Source organism: Lonsdalea britannica, from assembly GCF_002111595.1.
GTDB classification, from domain to species: Bacteria; Pseudomonadota; Gammaproteobacteria; order Enterobacterales; family Enterobacteriaceae; genus Lonsdalea; species Lonsdalea britannica.
Genome location: NZ_LUTN01000013.1, coordinates 73799 through 95659, shown reverse-complemented (window position 1 = coordinate 95659; position 21861 = coordinate 73799). Strand labels below are relative to the sequence as shown.

Annotated in this window: 14 protein-coding genes and 3 pseudogenes; 5 read left to right on the top strand and 12 right to left on the bottom strand. The window is 58.8% G+C overall.

Annotated elements, in window-relative coordinates:
• Position 1: 1 nt before the first annotated feature.
• The 4 genes and pseudogenes from ligA to AU509_RS12005 form a co-directional block, all read right to left on the bottom strand.
• Positions 2-2050 carry an NAD-dependent DNA ligase LigA gene (gene ligA, locus AU509_RS12020; protein ID WP_094118429.1) on the bottom strand — a complete coding sequence of 683 codons (2049 nt, stop codon included), beginning with the start codon at positions 2048-2050 and terminating at the stop codon, positions 2-4.
• An 11-nt stretch (positions 2051-2061) separates the two neighbouring features.
• Complete coding sequence (gene hldE / locus AU509_RS12015) at positions 2062-3489, bottom strand: bifunctional D-glycero-beta-D-manno-heptose-7-phosphate kinase/D-glycero-beta-D-manno-heptose 1-phosphate adenylyltransferase HldE (protein WP_085651152.1); 1428 nt, start codon at positions 3487-3489, stop codon at positions 2062-2064.
• A 116-nt stretch (positions 3490-3605) separates the two neighbouring features.
• On the bottom strand, positions 3606-6461 hold the full coding sequence (gene glnE / locus AU509_RS12010) for a bifunctional [glutamate--ammonia ligase]-adenylyl-L-tyrosine phosphorylase/[glutamate--ammonia-ligase] adenylyltransferase (protein WP_094118428.1): 2856 nt from the start codon (positions 6459-6461) through the stop codon (positions 3606-3608).
• Between the two features lie 55 nt (positions 6462-6516).
• A pseudogene (locus tag AU509_RS12005) lies at positions 6517-7850 on the bottom strand (CYTH domain-containing protein).
• 232 nt (positions 7851-8082) lie between these two features.
• On the opposite strand from AU509_RS12005, the gene AU509_RS12000 reads away from it, so the two are divergent.
• Both AU509_RS12000 and AU509_RS11995 read left to right on the top strand, forming a co-directional pair.
• Positions 8083-8703 carry a TIGR04211 family SH3 domain-containing protein gene (locus AU509_RS12000; protein ID WP_085651149.1) on the top strand — a complete coding sequence of 207 codons (621 nt, stop codon included), beginning with the start codon at positions 8083-8085 and terminating at the stop codon, positions 8701-8703.
• Positions 8704-8794: 91 nt separating this feature from the next.
• Positions 8795-10029, top strand: a pseudogene (locus AU509_RS11995) (multifunctional CCA addition/repair protein).
• A 93-nt stretch (positions 10030-10122) separates the two neighbouring features.
• On the opposite strand, the gene bacA reads toward AU509_RS11995, so the two are convergent.
• Positions 10123-10944, bottom strand: a complete 822-nt coding sequence (gene bacA / locus AU509_RS11990) for an undecaprenyl-diphosphate phosphatase (RefSeq protein ID WP_085651147.1) — start codon at positions 10942-10944, stop codon at positions 10123-10125.
• A 140-nt stretch (positions 10945-11084) separates the two neighbouring features.
• The gene (gene folB / locus AU509_RS11985; protein WP_085651146.1) at positions 11085-11438 is read right to left on the bottom strand and encodes a bifunctional dihydroneopterin aldolase/7,8-dihydroneopterin epimerase; all 354 of its coding nucleotides are present in this window, start codon (positions 11436-11438) and stop codon (positions 11085-11087) included.
• A 107-nt stretch (positions 11439-11545) separates the two neighbouring features.
• On the opposite strand from folB, the gene plsY reads away from it, so the two are divergent.
• A complete protein-coding gene (plsY, locus tag AU509_RS11980) occupies positions 11546-12169 on the top strand; it encodes a glycerol-3-phosphate 1-O-acyltransferase PlsY (RefSeq protein ID WP_139824049.1) in 624 nt (207 codons plus the stop codon).
• 62 nt (positions 12170-12231) lie between these two features.
• Here the strand turns inward: plsY and AU509_RS19100 are convergent, their stop codons facing one another.
• The 3 genes from AU509_RS19100 to AU509_RS19090 are packed head-to-tail and all read right to left on the bottom strand — an operon-like array spanning position 12232 to position 13816.
• Positions 12232-12777 (bottom strand): methyl-accepting chemotaxis protein, encoded by a 546-nt coding sequence (locus AU509_RS19100; protein WP_409359765.1) that lies wholly within the window; start codon positions 12775-12777, stop codon positions 12232-12234.
• Entirely contained in the window at positions 12759-13184 is a 426-nt protein-coding gene (locus AU509_RS19095; protein WP_409359764.1) for a HAMP domain-containing protein, read from the bottom strand. The genes AU509_RS19100 and AU509_RS19095 overlap by 19 nt, the downstream gene beginning before the upstream one ends.
• Before the next feature lie 26 nt (positions 13185-13210).
• On the bottom strand, positions 13211-13816 hold the full coding sequence (locus AU509_RS19090; protein ID WP_176223479.1) for a Tar ligand binding domain-containing protein: 606 nt from the start codon (positions 13814-13816) through the stop codon (positions 13211-13213).
• A 290-nt stretch (positions 13817-14106) separates the two neighbouring features.
• On the opposite strand from AU509_RS19090, the gene ppa reads away from it, so the two are divergent.
• Positions 14107-14637: an inorganic diphosphatase gene (gene ppa / locus AU509_RS11970; protein WP_085651143.1), complete on the top strand. Its 531-nt coding sequence runs from the start codon at positions 14107-14109 to the stop codon at positions 14635-14637.
• A 320-nt stretch (positions 14638-14957) separates the two neighbouring features.
• On the opposite strand, the gene AU509_RS11965 is transcribed toward ppa, so the two are convergent.
• The 3 genes and pseudogenes from AU509_RS11965 to tamA all read right to left on the bottom strand — a co-directional run bounded on the left by AU509_RS11965 (position 14958) and on the right by tamA (position 20894).
• Positions 14958-15305 (bottom strand): gamma-glutamylcyclotransferase family protein, encoded by a 348-nt coding sequence (locus AU509_RS11965; protein WP_085651142.1) that lies wholly within the window; start codon positions 15303-15305, stop codon positions 14958-14960.
• A gap of 2 nt (positions 15306-15307) precedes the next feature.
• Positions 15308-19158 (bottom strand): annotated as a pseudogene (tamB, locus tag AU509_RS11960) (autotransporter assembly complex protein TamB).
• On the bottom strand, positions 19155-20894 hold the full coding sequence (gene tamA, locus AU509_RS11955; protein ID WP_244201033.1) for an autotransporter assembly complex protein TamA: 1740 nt from the start codon (positions 20892-20894) through the stop codon (positions 19155-19157). The pseudogene tamB and the gene tamA overlap by 4 nt, the downstream one beginning before the upstream one ends.
• Before the next feature lie 231 nt (positions 20895-21125).
• On the opposite strand from tamA, the gene msrA reads away from it, so the two are divergent.
• Entirely contained in the window at positions 21126-21767 is a 642-nt protein-coding gene (gene msrA, locus AU509_RS11950) for a peptide-methionine (S)-S-oxide reductase MsrA (RefSeq protein ID WP_094118426.1), read from the top strand.
• The last annotated feature ends 94 nt before the right edge of the window (positions 21768-21861 follow it).

The window sequence follows — 21861 nt, the reverse complement described above, 5'->3', positions numbered from 1 at the left end:
GTTATTGCTCCAGCAGGCGCATCATTTCCGCCTCATCGATCACCGGAATGCCCAGCGACTGTGCTTTGGTCAGTTTCGACCCCGCCGCTTCGCCCGCGATCACCATATCGGTTTTTTTCGATACGCTGCCGCTAACCTTCGCACCGAGCGCCGTCAGGCGATCTTTCGCTTCGTCGCGCGACAAGACGCTTAACGAGCCCGTCAATACCAGCGTTTTACCGGCGAACGGGCTGGAAGATTCGTCCACATCGACGACAACCGGTTCGGGCCAATGAATGCCAATCTCGTCGATCAGCTCCCGGATCACCTGCTGGTTGTGCTCTTCATCCAGGAAATTGCGGACACGCGTCGCGACGACAATCCCGACATCCTGCACCTGCTGCAACGCCTCCAGATCGGCATCAGACAGCGCCTGAGGCGTCAGGAAATGCGCAGCAAGACTCGCCGCGGTCGCCTCGCCGACGTCCCGGATGCCCAAGGCATAAAGGAAACGGGCGAAGGTGGTCGACTTGGCTTTCTCCAGCGCGTTCACCAAATTCTGCGCCGACTTCGGCCCCATGCGGTCCAGCCCGGTGAGGATGCCCGCCGTCAGGCGGAACAGGTCCGCAGGGGTATGCACGTACTCTTTTTCCACCAGCTGATCGATGATCTTGTCGCCCATACCATCGACGTCCATCGCCCGGCGGGAGACAAAATGCTTCAGCGCCTCTTTACGCTGCGCGCCGCAGAACAGGCCGCCGGTGCAGCGGGTTACCGCTTCGCCTTCCACTCGCTCGACGTCGGAACCGCAGACCGGACATTGGTCAGGGAAAGCGATAGGCTGCGTTTCTTCCGGACGTTCCGTCAGCACGACGCTGACAATTTGCGGAATGACGTCTCCGGCGCGGCGTACCGTCACGCGGTCGCCGATGCGAATGCCCAGACGGTCGATTTCATCGGCGTTGTGCAGCGTCGCATTGCTGACCATCACACCCGCGACGGCCACCGGCTCCAGCCGCGCAACCGGCGTAATCGCCCCGGTGCGGCCAACCTGAAACTCCACGTCGCGCAGCCAGGTCAGTTGCTCCTGCGCCGGAAACTTGTAGGCCACCGCCCAGCGCGGCGCGCGGGCAACAAAGCCAAGACGCTCTTGCAGCGCGAGATCGTCGACTTTGATGACCACGCCGTCGATATCGAATCCCAGATCGCTGCGCGTCTCTTCCACCTGACGATAAAAGTCCAGCACGGCATCGCTGCCGCAGCATCGACGAATACGGTCGCTGACCGGCAGTCCCCAGGACTTGAAGCGTTGCAGTCGTTCCCAGTGGGAGTCAGGCAGCTCGCCGTCTTCAATCAACCCGACGCCGTAGCAGAAAAAGGTCAGCGGACGTTTCGCCGTAATACGCGGGTCCAACTGACGCAGCGAACCGGCGGCGGCGTTGCGCGGGTTGGCAAACACCTTGCCGCCCGTACGACGCGCGTCCTCGTTCAGCGCCTCAAAGCCGCTGTGCGTCATAAAGACTTCGCCGCGCACTTCCAGCCGACGCGGGATAGCGTCCCCGCTGAGCCGCAGCGGGATCGCGCCGATGGTGCGAATATTCGAGGTGATGTTCTCCCCCGTCGCCCCGTCGCCGCGAGTGGCGGCGCGTACCAGCACGCCGTCTTCATACAGCAGGCTGACCGCCAATCCATCCAGTTTCAGTTCACAGCAGAATGAGAGATCGTCCGCATGTTTCAGGCGGTCGTTGATACGCTTGCAGAACGCCAAAAAACTTTGCTCGTCGAAAACGTTGTCCAGCGACAGCATCGGCACTTCGTGCCGCACCGACTCAAACGCCGCCAGCGGCTCCGCCCCCACTCGCTGCGTCGGCGAGTCAGGCGTGATCAGCGCCGGATGTTCCTGCTCCAGCGCTTTTAGCTCACGCATCAGACGGTCGTATTCCGCATCGGGAATTTCCGGCGCATCCTCCACGTGATACTTGTGCTCGTGATAGCGGAGTTGGGTGCGCAGCGTTTCAAGACGTGCTTCAACAGACTGTGAATTCAATGGAGTAAACCCTTTCTCTGACATAACGACATCGATCAGCGGCTGGCCTTGATGGTATTGATGATGTTGGTGGTCGAACAGCCGTCCTCAAAGTTCAGCACTTTGACTTCGCCGCCGTTGTCCCAGACTTCTTTGCTGCCTGCGATCTCTTCAGGCTTGTAGTCGCCGCCCTTCACCAGAACATCCGGCAGGATGTCGGCGATCAGGCGTTGCGGAGTGTCTTCTTCGAACGGCACCACCCAGTCGACGGCTTCCAGCGCGCCCAGCACGATCATACGCTGCATCAGCGGATTGACCGGACGTGTCGGGCCTTTCAGACGTTGGGTCGACGCATCGCTGTTCACAGCCACAATCAGACGGTCGCCCAGCTTGCGAGCATTCGCCAGATAAGACACATGGCCGGCATGCAGAATGTCGAAGCAGCCATTGGTCATCACGATGCGCTCGCCGCGCTGACGCGCCTGCGCGACCGCCGCTTTCAGCTGTGCTTCGTCCATCGCGCCGAATCCCGTTTCCGCGCGACCGCGAATCGCGTTTTCCAGCTCGATCGGCGTAACGGTGGAGGTTCCCAGCTTGCCGACCACGACGCCCGCGGCGGCATTCGCCAGGAAGCAGGCTTCTTCTATGGGATTACCGGCGGCCAAAGCGGCAGCCAGGACGCCGATGACCGTATCACCGGCCCCGGTCACGTCATACACTTCCTGCGCCTGCGTCGGCAGATGCAGCGGCGTTTTACCCGGCTGCAACAGGGTCATGCCCTGCTCTGAGCGGGTGACCAGCAGCGCGGACAGATCCAGATCCGCCATCAGCTGCATACCGCGCGCGACCAGATCGTCTTCGTCGCGGCAGCGGCCAGCGACGGCTTCGAATTCCGACAGGTTTGGCGTCAACAGCGTGGCGCCGCGATAGCGAGCAAAGTCCGTGCCTTTCGGATCGATCAGCACCGGCACACCGGCCGCTTTCGCCGTCTGAATCATGCTTTGCACGTGGACCAGCGCGCCTTTGGCGTAGTCGGACAGCACCAGCGCGCCGATTTTCGGCAGCGCCTGCTGAATACGCTCGATCATCGGCTCCGGGTCAACGTTGTCGAACCCTTCTTCGAAGTCCAGACGGATCAGCTGCTGATTGCGGGACAGCACCCGCAGTTTGGTGATCGTCGGGTGCGTCGGGACGGAGACGAAATCACACTGCACGTTGACTTCGTTCAGTTTGGCATTCAACGCCCGGGCCGCATCATCGATCCCGGTCAGGCCGACCAGACGCGAACCGGCGCCCAGCGCCGCGATATTCATCGCCACGTTTGCCGCGCCGCCCGGACGCTCCTCAATGGTGTCGACTTTGACCACCGGCACCGGCGCTTCCGGTGAAATACGGCTGGTCGGACCATACCAATAACGGTCGAGCATGACATCGCCCACCACCAGGACACCGGCTTGACGAAAATCAGGTAGCGTAACTTTCATTCCCTGCTCCAAAAAGGGTTCATTTTTATCGCGCGCTATACTACCACAGCTCGCCAGACGGCACGGCCTCCACGGGGGAAATCCGCGGCGGCGTCGCCGATTTTGCATACAATTTCTCAGCCCAGCCAGTTTTTCCAGCTGCGTTCCACCTGCTCGCGCTCAGCGCGGAAAAGCGCTTGGCTCACGCGTCCGGAGCGTTCCTGTAAGGCCAGGCGATGCAGCTCGTCGCGCAATGTGATGTAAGCCCGCGTTAACGCGTTGGCCTCGTCTTCTTCCATCACGCCGTGCTGGGCCATCATCTCCAGAACACGTACATTGTCGGACCAGCGCGTTAATGCCGGCTGCGCGTGCGCATAGCGCAGAACCAGATACTGCACGATGAATTCGATGTCGATGATGCCGCCGGCATCCGCCTTCAGATTGAACGCGTCCGGATCCCGACGGGACTGGTGACGCCGCATCTTCTCCCGCATCTCCCGCACCGCGGCGCGTAGCGCTTCGCCGTCGCGCTCCCGGCAGAGGATATGTCGACGGGTCGCCTCGAACTGACGCTGGACGCCGGTTTCGCCGTAAACCATACGCGCGCGCACCAGCGCCTGATGCTCCCACGTCCAGGCATCATGGCGCTGATAATCGTCGAATGCGCCAACCGTGCTGACCAACATCCCCGCCGCGCCGGAGGGCCGCAGCCGCGCATCGACTTCGTACAGAATCCCGGACGAGGTGCGCGTGCTGAACAGATGCATGACTCGCTGGGCCAGCCGCAGATAGAACTGGTGGCCGTCGATACTGCGCTCGCCATCGGTCATCACGTTCGCCGGGCAGTCGTGCAAAAAGACCAGATCGAGATCCGAGCCATAGCCCAGCTCCCAGCCGCCCAGTTTGCCATAGCCGATCACGGCAAATCCGCGCCCTTCCTGCTGTTGCAGGTGCGATGGCTGACCGTAGCGCGTCACCATACTCTGCCAGGCCTGTTGCACGACGGCGGCGATAATGGCTTCGGCCAGATAGGTCAGGTGGTCGCTGACTTTCATAATCGGCAGCGCGCCCGCGATATCTCCGGCGGCGATCCTCAGCTGCTGCGTCAGCTTAAATTGGCGCAGCGCCTCCAGCTGTTGCTCTTCGTCATCTTCCGGTACCCGCATCAAATACTGGCGCAGTTCATCCGCATAGGCATGTTGTGCCGTCGGTTGATAAAGCGTAGCAGGGTCGAGCAGCTCATCCAGCAACAGCGGGTAACGCGCCAGTTGGCTGGCCAGCATCGGAGAGGCCGCGCACAGACGAATGAGGTGCTTCAACGCCGGGCGCGATTCGAGCAGCAGCTCCAGATAGGTTGTTCGGGTAATGATGCCGATAAGCAGCGGCGTGATCCGCGAGACGATAATATCGGCCTGCTCCTGCTGACAGGCTTCCGCCAGCAGCGCGGGCATCAGTTGGTCCAGCACGTCCCGGCCACGCGGACCGATGGTGCGGCGGGTCAGCTCGGCGCGGAAGTCCTGCAACTGTCGTAACAGGTTGGTCCGGTTCTCTTCCGGCAGATGCGGGGTCAGCGATGCCAGTTCGGCATCATCCAGCCCGTCCTGCCACAGATTGCGGAAGTGTTCATGAGCCGGGTCATCGCTGCCGTCAGGGGCATCGTCCCCAATCAGTTCGTTGAAAACGTCGCGCACCGCCTGCGTATGCCGCGTCAACGCTTCGCAGAGCGACGGCCAACTGTCGCAGGCCATTCCCCAGGACAGGCGAGCCTGATTGAGCGGGTCGTCCGGCAATGTCTGCGTTTGTTCGTCGGCTATCGCCTGCAACAGGTTTTCCAGCCGACGCAGGAACAGATAGGCTTCCCGCAGCCGCGACGTTTGTTCCACGGGCAGCACGCCCAGCTCACCCAGTTGCTGCAGCGTAGGCAACAGCGATCGCGACTGCAGCTGCGGCTCGCGTCCTCCGCGAATCAGCTGGAACACCTGAGTGATGAACTCGATTTCCCGGATACCGCCGGGACCCAGTTTGATGTTATTACGCAGATCCCGACGGCGCACTTCGCGCGCGATCAGACTTTTCATATTGCGAAGGGACTGAATGACGCTGAAATCCATGTAGCGACGGAACACGAACGGACGCAGTAATTGATTCAGCTCCTGACGATACGCCGCATCCGCTTCGCCGAGCGGACGCGCCTTCACCATCGCGTAGCGCTCCCAGTCGCGCCCCTGCTCCTGATAGTAATCTTCCAGCGCGGTGAAGCTCAGCACCAACGGGCCGCTGTCACCGAACGGCCTCAGGCGCATATCCACCCGATAGACGAAGCCGTCTTCGGTGATGTGGTCGAGCGCTTTGATGAGCCGCTGACCCAGCCGGGTAAAGAACTGAGCGTTGTCCAGCTCCCGCCGTCCGCCGCGCGTAGTTCCGCTTTCGGGGTAGGCAAAAATCAGATCGATGTCCGAGGAAAAGTTCAGCTCCCGACCGCCCAGCTTGCCCATGCCGAGCACCAGCAGCGGCTGCGCATCGCCATTCTGATTGCAGGGCGTTCCCCACTCCTGACAGCAGGCGGCGTAGAGCCAGTCGCGGGCCGCAATGACGGACACTTCCGCCAGCTCGCTGAGCTGGCGCAGCGTCTCCTCCGTGCTACACGATCCCAACGCCTGCGCGAAAGCGATGCGCACCAGCGTGCGACGCCGAAATGTGCGTAACGCCGTCATCAGCGCCGCCTCGTCTTGCACCTCGTTGAGCACCCGTCGCAGCGCGTCCGCATAGCCTCGACATTCGTCGGGTGCGGGCGGCGATTGCCTGATGTCATGCAGCCAGTCGGGGTAGCGAGCCAACGCATCGCTGATGAAATCGCTCATCGCGACCGCCGCCTGCTCCTCCGCCGTCAACGTCGTGAGCGCAGGAGAAGAGGGCCAGCGGGACCCCGCATGCTGGGCCTGAGAGAGTAACGAGGCGGGTAATGGGAAACGGGGCGCAGGAGTGCTGCTCATCGACCTATCCTCACACCGCCGCCTGCTCCGACGACAGGCGGCTGGGTTCATTGCATCATGGTTGTCCGCTGTTCAGCCAGAAAGGCGGACAGGTAATCGCCTGCTTACGGATATCATCCAACGCGACAGGCACCGGTTGGTGGACATTAAGCTTCGCGATTTGCTGCGCCAGCTCGCGCCAAAGGCCAACATAATCGCCCGCCTCTTCCTCTGGATAAAAACCGCCCAGCAGCATAAAAGCGCTCAGTCCACGTTCCAGACGCGGCAGTTGCTGTTCGTAATGCAGCGACGTCAGCGAATGCGCAAAGACGGACTTCAGCTCCGCCAAACTCCGGCTCAGCATGATATCGGCGAAGCGTTTATAGGAACTCTGCAAACGCATGCGCTCACGGTTATCCATATAGCGACGCCAGCCCGCTTCGAGCAGCCAGGTCGTCAACACCAGCTTACTTTTCAGGTAATCCTTATCGAAGCAGACGGTCTCCGCGTCGAGATCCGTCGAAGCCTTCGCTTCCAGCGCCGTCAAAGCGCCGCGAAATTCTGACGTCACTTTGCGCGGCACCACGCCGCCGATCAACACCAGCATTTCACGCAGCAGCGTTCCCGCCTCCAGCATGCTGTCGCGCGCGGCCCGATCGCCCCGCACCCACAGCTCTTCGTGATACTGCCAGTGCGCCAGCCCGAACTCCAGACCCGCCTCAATCCCCTCGTCGAGCGTCATTTTGCCTTTGACCGGCATGAACGTCAGCGCATGTCTTTCGCGCGGCGGGTTGCCTTTAGCCAACTGATAACCGCGGGCCGCTTTACTCAAATAGCCCTGTCGCAGACGCCTACGTCGGAGAGCTCGTTGGCGAATTCCAGCAGGTCGCTGCGCTGCCCGACCTTCAGCTCTAACTCCAACTCGCAAATCGGCTCCTGCACATCGCCGGCCACCACCTCGCCGCGGTCAAGCACCATCTCGATGACGCTTTGATGATGAGACACCACCCAGACCTCACGACGGAAATCGGTGCTGAACAACGGCGTTAACTCCGCCGCCAACACATCCAGGTCGCAATGCTCTGGCCAAATATCGTCCGGCAAGAGACGAATATCCAGCTGCGGCCCCGCCAGTTCGACGTTGTATTCCGGGTGCTGATGCAGGCCGCCGACCACCTTGCCCGCCGTTTTGGCGGTCATTTCGTAGCGACCGTTTTCCCCACGAATACGCAGCCCAATCCCATGCTGACGCAGGTAGCCGTCCGGCGTTTCGTAATAGATGTTCGCCAACTGATGCGCATGTAAATGCTTGCTGTGGCTGTAGTCGCTCTTCCACTCATTCAGCTGCGCTTGCAGGGCTGGCACGGTGTCAGGGTGGACAATAAATTTCAGTTCAATCTCTTCACTCATAATCGTTAGCTACACCGGATGCTGCGGGAATTTCGTCAGTAAATAACATTTTACGCTACCTTGCCACCGTTGCCATCCCCTGCCGCCAGACGTGCGACCACCGCCATCATCGGTTATCCTGCGTCTTCGGCTGACAAACAAGAGTAAGACAGTTCCCATTTAGGTTTGTCCCCCTCGTCGTCAGACTTATCCGACGAATATTTCACATTCATTCACGCAACCTGATGATCTTATGCAGAAATTACGCTTTATTATTGCCGGCCTCGTTGGCCTTGCCATCACCTTTGGTGCCCAGGCGGAAGAAAAACGCTATATCTCCGATGAACTTATCACCTACATCCACAGCGGACCGGGCAACCAATACCGTATTGTCGGCACGCTGAAAGCCGGTGAAGAAGTCTCCGTCGTTGAAGTCAACGACGGAGCGGGCTATGCCCAGATCCGCGACAGCAAAGGTCGCGCCAGCTGGATCCCGCTCGATCAGCTGAGCCAGACGCCCAGCCTGCGCACCCGCGTGCCGGATCTGGAGAATCAGGTGAAAGTCCTGACCGACAAGCTGACCAATATCGACCAGAGCTGGAACCAGCGTACCGCCGATATGCAGCAGAAGGTCGCCGCCAGCGATAACGTGATCACCGGCCTGCAGCGCGAAAATCAGGATCTGAAAAATCAGCTGGTCGTCGCGCAGAAGAAGGTCAATGCCGCCAACGTACAGTTGGATGACAAACAGCGCACTTTAATCCTGCAATGGTTTATGTACGGCGGCGGCGTGGCCGGCGCAGGTCTGCTGTTGGGGCTCGTGTTGCCGCATCTGATCCCGCGTCGCAAGAAAAACGATCGCTGGATGGGCTAACCCGTTGCCCATCGTCAAACCCGGCACTGAACATCAATAAAGGTTATAGTGAGCCATCGTCATTAAGAAACCGTAGATTCAGGAGTTGGGTTTGAAGATTTACCTTGTGGGTGGCGCCGTGCGCGATGGTTTATTGCATCAACCCGTCACCGAGCGAGACTGGGTGGTAGTCGGCGCTACGCCCGAAACACTATTGAAACTCGGCTATCAGCAGGTCGGCAGGGATTTCCCCGTCTTCCTGCACCCCACCAGCCGCGAAGAGTACGCCCTGGCCCGAACGGAACGTAAATCCGGGCAGGGTTATACCGGTTTTGTCTGCAACGCCAGTCCGGACGTGACGCTGGAAGACGATCTCCTGCGCCGCGATCTGACCATCAACGCCATCGCGCAAGATGAAGACGGCAGCCTGATCGATCCTTACGGCGGCCAACGCGATCTCGCCTCAAAACTGCTGCGCCACGTTTCCGACGCCTTCGGCGAAGATCCGCTGCGAGTATTGCGTGTCGCGCGATTCGCCGCCCGCTACGCTCATCTCGCTTTACGATTGCGCCGGAAACGCTGGCGCTGATGCGTCAGATGGTGGACAGCGGCGAACTCAACAGTCTGACGCCGGAACGCGTTTGGAAAGAGACCGAAAAGGCGCTGGGTTCGAACTCGCCGCAGGTCTATTTTGAGCGGCTGCGGGACTGCGGCGCATTGCAGGTGTTGTTCCCTGAAATCGACAATCTGTTTGGCGTCCCTGCCCCCGCGCAATGGCACCCCGAAATCGACACCGGCATTCATGTCATGATGACGCTGGCCATCGCGGCGCAGCTCAGTCCGGAGATCGACGTTCGATTCGCCTCATTGTGTCACGACGTCGGCAAAGGCCTGACGCCGCCGTCGCTGTGGCCGCGTCATCACGGACACGGTCCTGCGGGCATCAAGCTGATTGAAGCGATGTGCCAGCGCCTGCGGATCCCTAACCACATACGCGATTTGGCGAAGCTGGTGGCGGAATACCACGATCTGCTGCATACCGCACCCATCTTGCAACCTAAGACCCTGTTGAAGCTGTTCGACAGCATCGACGTCTGGCGCAAGCCGCATCGTCTGGATCAGCTGATTCTGACCAGCGAGGCCGACGCGCGTGGGCGAACTAGCTTTGAGCACAAGCCTTATCCGCAGGGCGACTATCTACGCGAAGCCTTCAAGGTCGCCAGCAGCGTCACCAGCGCGCAGGTCGTGGCCGATGGATTCCGCAATGCGGCGATCCGCGACGAACTGCACTGGCGTCGTCGTCGCGCCTTGCAAGATTGGAAAGATAGCCAGCAGAGCGCTGACTAAAAAAAACGGCCTTTCCCGTATGCGTTGCCGCAGAGGAAAGGCCGTTTTTAACACCACAGTTAAAGCCCCCGTTTAGGGGAGCCCCCTAGCGTGTTACATAAAGATCACATATACCGCCGCGCCGACGATGAAGCGGTAAATGGCGAAAGGCACGAACGACATCCGTTTGATCACCGCCAGGAACGTTTTAATCGCAATCATCGCGACCACAAACGCGGTAATGAAGCCGATGGCGAACATCGGCAGCGCAGACAGGCTCATCAGGTGCCAGTTCTTGTACAAGTCCAACCCGCTGGCTCCCAACATCATCGGCACCGCCAGGATGAAAGAAAACTCGGACGCCGCAAATCGACTCACGCCCGTCAACATCCCGCCGGAGATCGTCGCGCCGGAACGGGAAAATCCCGGCCAGAGCGCCAGACACTGAAAACACCCGATGTAGAACGCCTGACGATAGGTAATATCATCCAGCCCTTCCGCACGCGGAGTTTTAGGACGCCACTTCTCGGCAATCAGCAGTAAAATACCGCCGGCGATCAGCGCCCATGCCACCATCTGCGGGTTGAACAACGTTTTGATGGCGTCATGGAACAACATCCCCAACACCACCGCCGGCCCCATGCCCAGCAAGATATGCACCAGAGTCAAACGCCCGGTAGGCTTGACGCCATCATGAGGTTCGCGACCAAAATGAATGCCAATCAGCCCAAACATCCGCCGCCAGAACACGACCACCACCGCCAGGATAGACCCCAGCTGAATCACCACCTCAAAGGTTTTCGACAGATCGTTCTCAAATCCCAACCAATGACCGACAAGGATCATATGTCCAGTCGACGAGACGGGTAAAAACTCCGTCAGCCCCTCGACGATCCCAAGGATAAACGCCACCAGCAACGTGTATGAATCTGTCATTACCTGTTCAGCTCCATCAAACCGTAACCATAAAAAAGCGGCCTCGCTGCACGCGAGCCGCTGCATATGAAACGACATTAAAATAATGAGATTACGGGCTAATGACCTTAGGAAGGGTCTCTAATCATTGCATAACGGAATTATCTCATTCCCCGCTCGATCACTACGCCGACCGCACGAGCCTGAGCGACTGCACCCGGTTTGCTGACTTTGAGACGCATCCACGGTATCCCGAATCGTTTCATCAGCATTTGGACCACGTCTTCAGCCACACGTTCAACCAGCGCAAACCGCTGTGTGGAGACGAGCGCGATCACTGCCTCGCTGACATCCGCATAGCTTAGACAATCTTTGACATCATCGCTGACGGCGGCGGCGCGGTTGTCCCATCCCATTTCAATATCGAACACCAGCTTTTGCTGGATGGTCTGTTCCCAGTCGTAAACGCCGATCGTGGTAATCACGCTAAGTTCTTCGATAAATACGATATCCATTACCTTACCCTCTGTTTTTGCGGCTGCCGGATACCACTTCCGGCCGAATATGCGTATTATCCTTGGATGCTAATATTAAAACGACCTTTATTAGACGGACGCATACTATGAGTGCTACCGCGCTAGGAATGATTATCCTCGCGTACCTGTGCGGCTCGATTTCCAGTGCGATTCTGGTCTGTAGGATCGCCAGATTGCCAGACCCACGCGAAAACGGCTCGGGAAACCCCGGAGCCACTAACGTGTTGCGCGTCGGCGGTAAGGGCGCGGCAGCGGCCGTGCTGGTTTTCGATATCCTGAAGGGCATGCTGCCCGTTTGGGGCGCTTATGAAGTTGGCGTCACGCCGTTTTATCTCGGTCTGATCGCCATCGCCGCCTGTCTGGGGCACATCTATCCTCTGTTCTTCCGCTTTCACGGCGGCAAAGGAGTCGCGACCGCATTCGGCGCCATCGCGCCTATCGGTTGGGATTTAACGGGATTGATGACGGGAACCTGGCTGTTGACCGTGCTGCTGAGCGGGTATTCGTCGCTGGGCGCTATTGTGAGCGCGCTGATCGCGCCGTTTTACGTCTGGTGGTTTAAACCGCAATTGACCTTCCCGGTCGCCATGCTGTCTTGCCTGATTCTGGTCCGTCACCACGATAATATTCAGCGTCTGTGGCGCGGTCAGGAAACGAAAATCTGGAAAAAGCGACGCAGGAACTCCTCCTCATCCTCCGAACAGAAATAACCTGCATCGCGTGATTCACGACGCCGCTGATTCGCAGCGCCGCGTTACTCTCTTACTCTCGTTTAGCTGCGGCCAATCGCAGCCAGCGGCTCATTGTCCAGCTTAAACAGTTCCATACTGGCCGCCAGTTCAATCGCCTGTTCTTCCAGCGAACGTGTCGCCGAAGCCGACTCTTCGACCAACGAGGCATTCTGCTGCGCCACGCTGTCCATCTGCGACACGGCGGTATTGACCTGATCGATGCCGTTGCTCTGCTCGCGGGTCGCGGTGGAAATCTCGCCCATCAGCGTCGTCACCTGCACCACGGCGGACGACACGTCCTTCATGGTTTCACCAGCGACCTGCGCGATCTCCGTACCTTCACGCACTTGGACCTGCGAGTCTTCCAGCAGCGTTTTGATCTCTTTGGCAGACTGCGCACTGCGCTGAGCCAGACTACGCACTTCGCCAGCCACCACAGCAAAACCACGTCCCTGCTCGCCTGCCCGCGCCGCTTCAACCGCCGCATTCAGCGCCAGAATGTTGGTCTGGAAAGCGATGCCGTCGATCATGGCCAGAATATCCGCCACGCTCGCCGTACTTGTCGAGATCAGCTCCATTTTTTCCAGCATCCGACGTACGGCGTCGCTGCCCTTGTCCGCGATGCTGGCAACGTTCTGCGACAGTTGATAGCCTGATCGGCGCTTTCCGCATTCAGTTTCACCGTAGAGGACAGCTGCTCCATGCTCGCGGCGGTCTGTTCCAGTGACGCCGCAGATTCTTCGGTACGAGCGGCCAAATTAATGTTGCCGGCGGACAGCTCTCGCGTGCCGACTTCAATCTGTCCTCCCGCATCGCGTACACGCCCGACGGCGGTCGCCAGCGCATCCTGCATCGTCTTCATCGCCTGAATCAGACGGCCGATTTCGTTCTTGCCGCCGTCCTCAATATGCTGGGACAGATCGCCGCCAGCAATGACTTCCAACTGATGAACGGAGCGATCTAACGGTTGCAGGATCAGACGCTTGATCACCACCCAGGCGACGCCGGACAGCAGCAGCGTCAGGACGCAAGACAGGCCGATAATTGAGAGACGCTTAACGCCAGCTCTTCAGCCTTGGTCAGCAGGTTGTCTCCCACCATGATGGCGAAGACGCGGAAGTCGTTGATGGCTTTATCCATCGCCATGCTATAAGGCACGACAACGTCTTGTGTGATTTTGTAGAACTCGACGGTATCGCCCTTTTTCAACGCTTCCATCATCGGAGCGATGCCCTGGTTGCGATAGCTTTCATAGCTGGTTTTGATCTGCTCGGCCAGGATCGCGCCTTTGGCGGTCACCGTGCCATACGCCAGAAACTCATCCATGTCCTTACGAGAAAGCGCCAGATAGTTTTCAACGCGTGACAGCGTTTCCTTCGCCCGGGTGACGTTGCCCTCATCCAACTGCCGCGCGGCCTGATAGGCGGTAGTACGGGCTCGCAGCGTCGCCGTATAGCTCGCCGCCAGCGTCCCCAATTCCTTCCCCTGTATTTTATCGATCGAGCTTAATGACGCATTTCCCTGGCTGATAGCATTGGCGCCGATACCGCTGACCAGAAGCAGCAGCAGCACCATGACGCTCAGCAATACAATCAGGCTCGACTTCACCGTGATATTTTTCAACATCCAAAAATCCCTCTTAACTTAATGAAAAAGCCATAAAAAATAGATAAATCTCATTAAAGAAGCCCCCTTCTTATCGGATCATCACCCTTAGTCTTCAATTAAATTAATTATTATAGTGGTTATGGTTAGCTTGCTAGCCACCACCTCCATAACGTTAGTCCTAACGGGAGCCGTCCCGGCCCTGCGACGCGTCGAACCGGCGTCCGCACTGCTAAAAACCGCGACTTTCACGACGAGTTGGCTATAATGACCGCCACTCCATTTCTGGTTTGAAAGAGAAGGAAACCGACATGAGCTTGAATACGGTGCCGGCAGGCAAATCGCTTCCGGAAGATATTTATGTAGTCATCGAAATTCCCGCGAATTCCGATCCCATCAAATACGAAGTAGACAAAGAAAGCGGCGCGCTGTTTGTTGACCGCTTCATGTCTACGGCGATGTTCTATCCGTGCAACTACGGTTACATCAACCACACCCTGTCGCTGGACGGCGATCCGGTCGACGTGCTGGTTCCGACCCCGTTCCCGCTGCAGCCAGGCTCTGTGATCCGTTGCCGTCCGGTTGGCGTACTGAAAATGACCGACGAATCCGGTGAAGATGCCAAAGTGGTTGCCGTACCCCACAGCAAGCTGAGCAAAGAGTACGAGCACATTCAGGATGTGAACGACCTGCCTGAACTGCTGCGTGCGCAGATCGGCCATTTCTTTGAGCACTACAAAGATCTGGAAAAAGGCAAATGGGTGAAAGTGGAAGGCTGGGACAACGCAGAAGCGGCTAAAGCGGAAATCGTTGCCTCTTTCGAACGCGCCAAAAACAAGTAATCCTGATGGTGACAGCGTAGCGGGAAGACGTTCCTATCCGCGCATCACCTGACCCTGCAAGGGGGCTGAGCTTAACGGCTCAGCCCCCTTGTTGTTTCTGACGTCCAGCGGCGCGTCTCACGCGTTAAAATTCGCAGGCCGTTGTCTGCGCGCTTTTTTGCGCTCAAACAGGGTGGAATGCCTCTGATGAAGGCATAAAAAAAACACCGCAACGGGCGGTGTTTTTTATTGACTGATGCAGACTGAAAAACGATGTTCCCGGCTTCAATGCCTGCCCCGACATCGGGCATCGGGGCCGCCGAGAGGACGATGAAAAGCGGTTACGCTTCCTCGTCGCGTTTGGACCAGTCGCCGCTACTGATGCGCCGCAGACCGGTCACGGAGCGCTGGTAAAGATAGATCCAGGCGCTGCCGTAAGGGGTGAATATCAGCTTGCGCTTATATTCGCCGCCGTCTCGTTTTAAAGCATCCAATTCGGTCAGGATGGAGGAACTAATGCGATAGACTTCGCCGTAGACCGCCCCCTCACCCGCCACTGCCGCCGGATAGTGACCTAAATCATACAGCTCATAGCCTTCGAGCTGATGGTCGCCTAGCCATTGCGCATTGGTCATCCAATGACTATTTCCCTGTTTGCGTCGTAAACTGCCATAGACAATAATTCGCATCGCTAAAACTCGAACTGATAGAGCACATCTAATGCCTGACTGACGCCAGACACCGCCTCCAGATATAGTTTCGGCATTAAACGATAACGCAGCGTTAACGTTGCCAGTGAATCAAATATACCCACGCCATATTTGACTTGCAGGCCCGGTGCGACGTAACCGCTGACGACGACTTGCGAACTGTCGCCAGCGCCCTGTGTATCCAGAGCTAAATTGCTTACGCCGAAAGCCTCGCCGATTTTACCCACAACTTGGCCTGTCTGCGCAACCCCCAGACCGATCAATGCTGAGGTCATCATTGAGCTATCGGTTCCGCTGCTATCCAGCCCCTGACCGCGAAGCAGATAGGACAACGCTTCCTGTTGCGATAGGGTCGGATCGGAGAAGACCTCCAGCTTGGGCGCCGACGCGGAGCCCGTGACGCGAATTCCCACCGTGACATCGTCTTCCGTGTTGTCAGGGTTACGGATAGCCTCGATATTCAGCATCGGTTGTCCCGGCGGTCCCGCAAATAACAGCTGACCTTTGCGAACCTGCAGATCTTGACCATACGCCTTGAATCGCCCGCTGGGAATATTGATTTGGCCATTAAGCCCCAAACCACGTTCGTCCTGCGCGACTTTCAGATCGCCCGCCAGATTGGCGGTCAGGCCGTAAGCATCCAGTTTGACGTCGTCGCCGATATGGATAGTCAGGTTGCTGTTGATCGGAATCGAGGTCGATTTCTGCTGCGTCGGTTTTCCTTCTTCATTCAACATCACCTCGTCCGACGAAACGCCCACCGAACTGGCTGGCAGGTCATGCACCACGATGCGCGCCCACGGAATATTCACTGACCCGTTCAACGCCAGCAGCTGCGGCGTGGCTTCGAAAACGATGTCGGGCGACACATCCAGACGCACCATCGGCGGCACCGTCACTCGCATACGATCGCCTTTCGCCGCCACGCGCGCGCGCCAGGCATCCGGCTGCGACCAGTCGGCCCCCCCGGCCAGGTTGACCTGCCCTTGCGTCGTTTTGAGGAAGCCTTGCAGCGTGGAGGACATGCCATTGAAGTACACCGCAAGACGGCCATTTTTCAGATCGACCGGCATCCAGTTACCGTCGATATCCAGTTTTTCCAACACCATCTGACCAAAGATCTGCGGACGTTCGACGTTGCCGCCTAACCGCAGATTGGCGTTCAGAATACCCGCGGCTTTTTCGCCCTGCTGCAACGCCGGATTGAGCATATCCAGCGACAGCGTATCAATGGTGACCGTACCGCTCAGGTTACGGCGCTGCTGCGGATCGCTGATCAGCACGTCGCCATTCAGACGGCCGTTGCCGCGAATCGCCATCCGCCAGCCGATTTTGGCCTGACCGCGGTCAAGACCGGCGTTCAGCGTCAGTGTGTCGAAGACGACCGGCAGCGCGCCGCCCTGCATCTGCTGGCGTACGCTTACACCATCGCCGTTCAATGTGACTTTGGCCTGCGGCAGTCCGCCGTTTGCCTGCCAGCTCACATTGGCATCGCCGGTGAAACGCCCGCTCAGCACGGTATCTTCACTCAGGAAAGGCTCCAGCATCGCCAGGTCGAAGCGGTTGAGCCGCACGCTGGCCTGTCCGCTCGGACCCGCTCTATCGGTTTAGGTACACACACTTCAGCATGCGGATTCACCCAGCAGTGGGTGCCGACGGTGATTTTCTGCGCCGCCGCCAAATAATCCAGCGACATTGCCTGAGTCAGCCGCCACTCGCCTACCGGCGTATCGAAACGGGTGTTGTTCAACGTGCCGCGCCAGCGTTGCTGAGCGCGGTCGAAGCTGCCATTCACCGCAAGCTGGCCGGAAACCGGCTCGCCTTTCACGGTGAGCTGGAGCTGATGTTTGTTTTCGTTGCCGCCCGCTGCCAGGTCAACCGAGCTGATCTTCAGCGCCCCCTGAGTGAGCTGGGCCACCTTGAGCGCCAGCGTCCCCTGAATCTGCTGATCAGAGCGAACATCGCCTTTCAGGTCGATACGCTGAATCCGAAGTTCCTGCCAGCGCAGCCCAGAGGCCGTTAAGTCGGCGCGCACCTGAGGCGCGTCACGACGGCCGTCCAGATGAAGATTGCCGAGGATGTGCCCGCCCAGACCCGGCAACATGCCATTCAGCTCCGGCGCGTTGATATCGGCCAACAACTGCCAGCGGTCGTCCAGTTTTCCCTTCACGTTGATTTGGTTGCGTCCCAGCGCCAGATTCAGTCCGGGCACGTTCCACTGCCCCGCCGCGTTACCGCTCAGGGAACCTTTCGCCGTCAGCTTGTTCTGACGGATGCTGCCGTCCATCTGCACCTGAGGCACCTGTAGCGTCCAGTCACTGCCGGAGACGACCTGCCCGTTAGCCTTGATGCTGCCGTTAAGGCGTACCGGCCAATCCGGCCACTGCCGCCCCGTATTGATACGGCTGAGGGTCAGCGCGCTGCTCCAGTTGACGGCGTCGCGCCAGTCGACTTTCGCGGTGATATCGCCGTAGCCCTCGAACGCATCCAGCCGCAGGTGCGCCAGCTCGAACTGCTGCAAATCGCCTTTCCCTTCGACCCGCAGTGACGCGGGCGGAACGGCGCTGCCACGGATATCGCCCTTCACGTTGAGCGCATAGTCCGTCGCTTTACCGCCAAAGTTCACTTGCAGGTTATTCATCTGATACTGCGCGGTGCCGGTCACCGGCCAACGCAGCTGTGAGCTTTGCAGTTTCAGCGTCAACGGCAGGCCCGTCTCAGCCAGCGCCGTGTCGATATTCAGTTGCGCGCGCTGCGGACCGGACAAATTCATCGCCAGCTTCAGCTGCTGCCGCAATGCGCCGTCGACGGTGAGCTTCAGGCGTTCCCCCTTCAACGGGTCGATGTTCAGCGCGCCGTTGGCGTTAAACGTCACCGGCCAGTCGCCGTTAAGCGTCGCCGCGCCGTTGGCGAACAGCGATCCCTGCGGGGACTGTACGCTGAACTTTTGCAGAGTGACGGCCTGTTTCAGCGTGGAGGCTTGCAGTTGGAGACGGTTGATCGTCACATCCTGATCGCCGGTGACACGCAGCTGCTCGCCAGTGATATCCGCGATCGTCACATCGAGCGGCAGCGTGATGTCCGGCATGTCGTTCAGCAGCGGCTTGGCAAACATCGCCTGTAGACGCTCGCCTAACGGCGGTTCGGCGGGCGCTTTCTCCGCCGACGCCGCTTTAGCGTCTCCGGCCTCTTTATCCTGAGACGCTTTGGCCACCTGCGGCAGCGTCTGCGCGACGTCGCCCGCCGTCACGTTATCTTTGACGACCAGTCCCGCGGGGGTTTTAGGCAGCGCGACCAGTAAAGAAGCGATACGGGTCGGTTGCAGCGTCAGTGACCGTCCCTGCCACAGCATGCCGGTCTGAAATTCCGCCAGCGAGATGGCGACATCGTCCACCGTCACGCGGGTGTTTTGCAGGCTGAAATGTTGCAGATCCAGCGTCACCGGCGTAGAGATTTCCGTGGTCGGCTCGCTGGCGGTCGTGTTCTCCGGAGCGGCGGCCGGCATGGCCTTGGTGTCCACCACCACGTCCAGCCCCTGTAGCGACAGGTCGTTAATGCACAGTCGGCTGTGCCACAGGCAGTTCGGAGTCAGAGCCAGATGCAGACGGGAAGCTTTCACCGTCACGCCCGGCATCTGGTAGCTGAAGTCCTGTAACGTCAGGTCGCGCCAGCCGCCGTCTACCTTCCCAATAGCCAATCCCGGCACCCAACGCGTGGCCGAACTGAGCATGAAATGCAGCCCGGGCGTCGTCGTCACCAACAACGTCAACGCCACCAGTAGCGCTAATACCACGGCAATGAGGCCGATCCCGATTTTTTTCAACTTACTCATAATTCAGGCCCCAAACCGATGTAGAACTGTAAACCGTGTTTTTCCGGATCGCCGATAGGTCGTGCGATGTCCAGCTTGATAGGCCCAACCGGGGACGCCCAGCGGACGCCGACCCCCGCCCCGGTTTTGAAGTTGCTTTGCTTGAAGTCGTTGACCGCTTCACCGCTGTCGATGAACGCCGCGCCCCACCATTTGCCGGTAATGTTGTATTGATATTCGAGCGAGCCCGTCGCCAGCCGGGAGGCCCCGGTCAACTTGTCGTCGCCATCGCGAGGAGAGATAGATTTGTATTTGTAGCCGCGAATGCTGCGGTCGCCCCCGGCGAAGAAACGCAGGGATGGCGGCACGCGGGAGAAGCTGCCGGTTTCAATCCAGCCCAGATTGCCGCGCACGACGAATCGGTGTTTCTCTTCCAGCGTACGGATCCAGACGTTCTGCGCCTGGAAGACGGAGAAGTCGATATCGGATCCCCAGGCGGTATTGGACACGTCGATGGAGTAGCTTTGCGAGTCCCCCCACGTCGGCATCAAACCGCCCCGCTGACGGGTACGGTTCACGTTGAAGCCGGGGTAAAGCAGCATCGTCGTGTCGGTCACCGACCCCTGAGTAAAGTGATCGAGACTCCAACGCAAGTTGACTGAACGCTGCCAACCGCTGGAATAGTTCCAGTAACGGGCCACATTCAGGGTGGTGGAGTCCGCCTTGGTATCATTGAGGTCCTCACGCTTGAAGCCGCCCTGCAAAAGGTAGTATTGCTCCAGCGGGCTTTTTAGCAGCGGGATTTTGTAGCTCAGATCGAGCTGCTGTTCCGGAGCCGAAACGCTGAAGCTGCTTTGCAGGCTGTGGCCGCTGGAGTTGACCCAGGGTTTGTTCCAGGTCGTTTTCACGCGCGGACCCACGTCCGTCGCGTAGCCGACCCCGGTTTCAACGGTATTGTGCGTCCGCGGAGACAGCAGGGCTTCCATCGGCAGCTCTTTATTTTTGTTTTCTCTGCCGCGTTGAAGGTCGGGGGACACCACCACGGAGTTAAACCATCCGGTGGCCGAGAGTCGGCGGTTGAATTCGCCCAGCTGTTCAGAAGTGTAGTCATCGCCTTCGTGGAAAGGCAGCAGCGCGCGGACGTACTCTTCGCGGATCTGCGATCCCTCGATGCTCAGCGCGCCGAAGCGATAGCGATCGCCGCTGTCGTAGTCGATGTCCCAGAAGGCCTGATGGGTCGAGTCCATCACCCCCAGCTGGCTTTTGAGGAAGTGCGCGTCGAAGTAGCCTTTGCTGACGGCAAGCGTGTTCAGGTCGCTTTTAAAATCGTCATAATCGCCGTGGTTAAGGATCGTACCCAGCGCAGGCGTTTTTTCTTTCTTCAGCTTCAGGAAATCCTCGTCGTTACGAGCATGCCCTTCAATATCGACGTCCACACCGGCGATTTTCACCGGTTCTCCCGGCGTCACCTTGACCATCAGCACCGGACGGCCGCCATTGACGGCGGGTAAGAACTGAAAGTCGATCTCAGGATCGTAGTAGCCCAGCGCCCGCAAACCCTGTCGAACAGCCGTGTTGACGCGGGAACGGAAACGTCCATCTGCGCTCACTTCATCGGCGGTAATGGTCGACAGCTGCGCTCGCACGTTCTTTTGCAGGTCGCCCGTCAGTCCCGTGACCTGCAGACGGACATTGGAAGCGGCGCTGGCAGACGCACTCGCCAGCAGTAATCCGCACACACCTATCGCACGGCACAGGCGGAGGCCGCCGGTGCGATAAAAATTCCTCTTCAATGTAAAAATCGCCACTGCGCTCCCTGATCACCCTATAGAATTAAATTGTTTCTCTTTAGCCATAGATATTAGCCGGTAAAGCCTAAAATATAGTGTATACAAGGGGAAACTCGCTCGCACACCCTTTTATCCTGCCCGGACGATACCGGAACCGTAACCGATAATGATGATTCAATCAGCAAACGGGAGCTCAACGTGGTTTCACTTTTTGATAAAACGCAGCCGATAAGTCAGACCGACGCGCTGCCTGGCCGCTCCACGCCGATGCCTGTCGCCCGGCTCCATGTGGTCAACCAACACTCGATGACGCATGTGCCGGACACCATGGACGTCGCCATTTTCGCTATGGGCTGCTTCTGGGGAGTGGAACGTTTGTTCTGGGAACAAGCGGGCGTCTACAGTACGGCTTCCGGCTACAGCGGCGGTTACACGCCGAATCCGACCTATCGGGAAATTTGCACCGGCAAAACCGGTCATGCCGAAGTCGTGCGGGTCGTTTTCGATCCGGCCATCATCAGCTATGAGAAGCTGCTGCAAGTGTTCTGGGAAAATCACGATCCGGCGCAGGGGATGCGTCAGGGCGGCGATATCGGCACGCAGTACCGCTCAGCGATCTATACGCTGACGCCGGAACAGGAACAGGCGGCGAAAGAGAGCCTGCAACGTTTCCAGCAGGCGATGGCAGCGGCAGGCGACAAGCGAACGGTCTCCACCGAAATCACTGAGGCCGGGCCGTTCTACTATGCCGAAGATGAGCATCAGCAGTACCTGTACAAAAATCCGGAAGGATACTGCGGACTCGGCGGCATCGGCGTTTGCCTGCCGCCGCAGCGCTGATTTTACCGAACGCCGTCGCGTTAAAACCGACGGCGTTTTTTCCTCGTTAAAACGCCGTTTTAGCGGCCCACTGATCGCCTCACGCCAGTGCTGG

Bases quoted from the DNA above. Each gene is read 5' to 3' on its own strand.
- folB (WP_085651146.1), bottom strand. From the start codon at position 11,438: ATGGATATCGTATTTATCGAAGAACTTAGCGTGATTACCACGATCGGC.
- AU509_RS11965 (WP_085651142.1), bottom strand. From the start codon at position 15,305: ATGCGAATTATTGTCTATGGCAGTTTACGACGCAAACAGGGAAATAGT.
- plsY (WP_139824049.1), top strand. From the start codon at position 11,546: ATGAGTGCTACCGCGCTAGGAATGATTATCCTCGCGTACCTGTGCGGC.
- glnE (WP_094118428.1), bottom strand. From the start codon at position 6,461: ATGAGCAGCACTCCTGCGCCCCGTTTCCCATTACCCGCCTCGTTACTC.
- ligA (WP_094118429.1), bottom strand. From the start codon at position 2,050: ATGTCAGAGAAAGGGTTTACTCCATTGAATTCACAGTCTGTTGAAGCA.
- AU509_RS19090 (WP_176223479.1), bottom strand. From the start codon at position 13,816: ATGTTGAAAAATATCACGGTGAAGTCGAGCCTGATTGTATTGCTGAGC.
- AU509_RS12000 (WP_085651149.1), top strand. From the start codon at position 8,083: ATGCAGAAATTACGCTTTATTATTGCCGGCCTCGTTGGCCTTGCCATC.
- hldE (WP_085651152.1), bottom strand. From the start codon at position 3,489: ATGAAAGTTACGCTACCTGATTTTCGTCAAGCCGGTGTCCTGGTGGTG.
- bacA (WP_085651147.1), bottom strand. From the start codon at position 10,944: ATGACAGATTCATACACGTTGCTGGTGGCGTTTATCCTTGGGATCGTC.
- ppa (WP_085651143.1), top strand. From the start codon at position 14,107: ATGAGCTTGAATACGGTGCCGGCAGGCAAATCGCTTCCGGAAGATATT.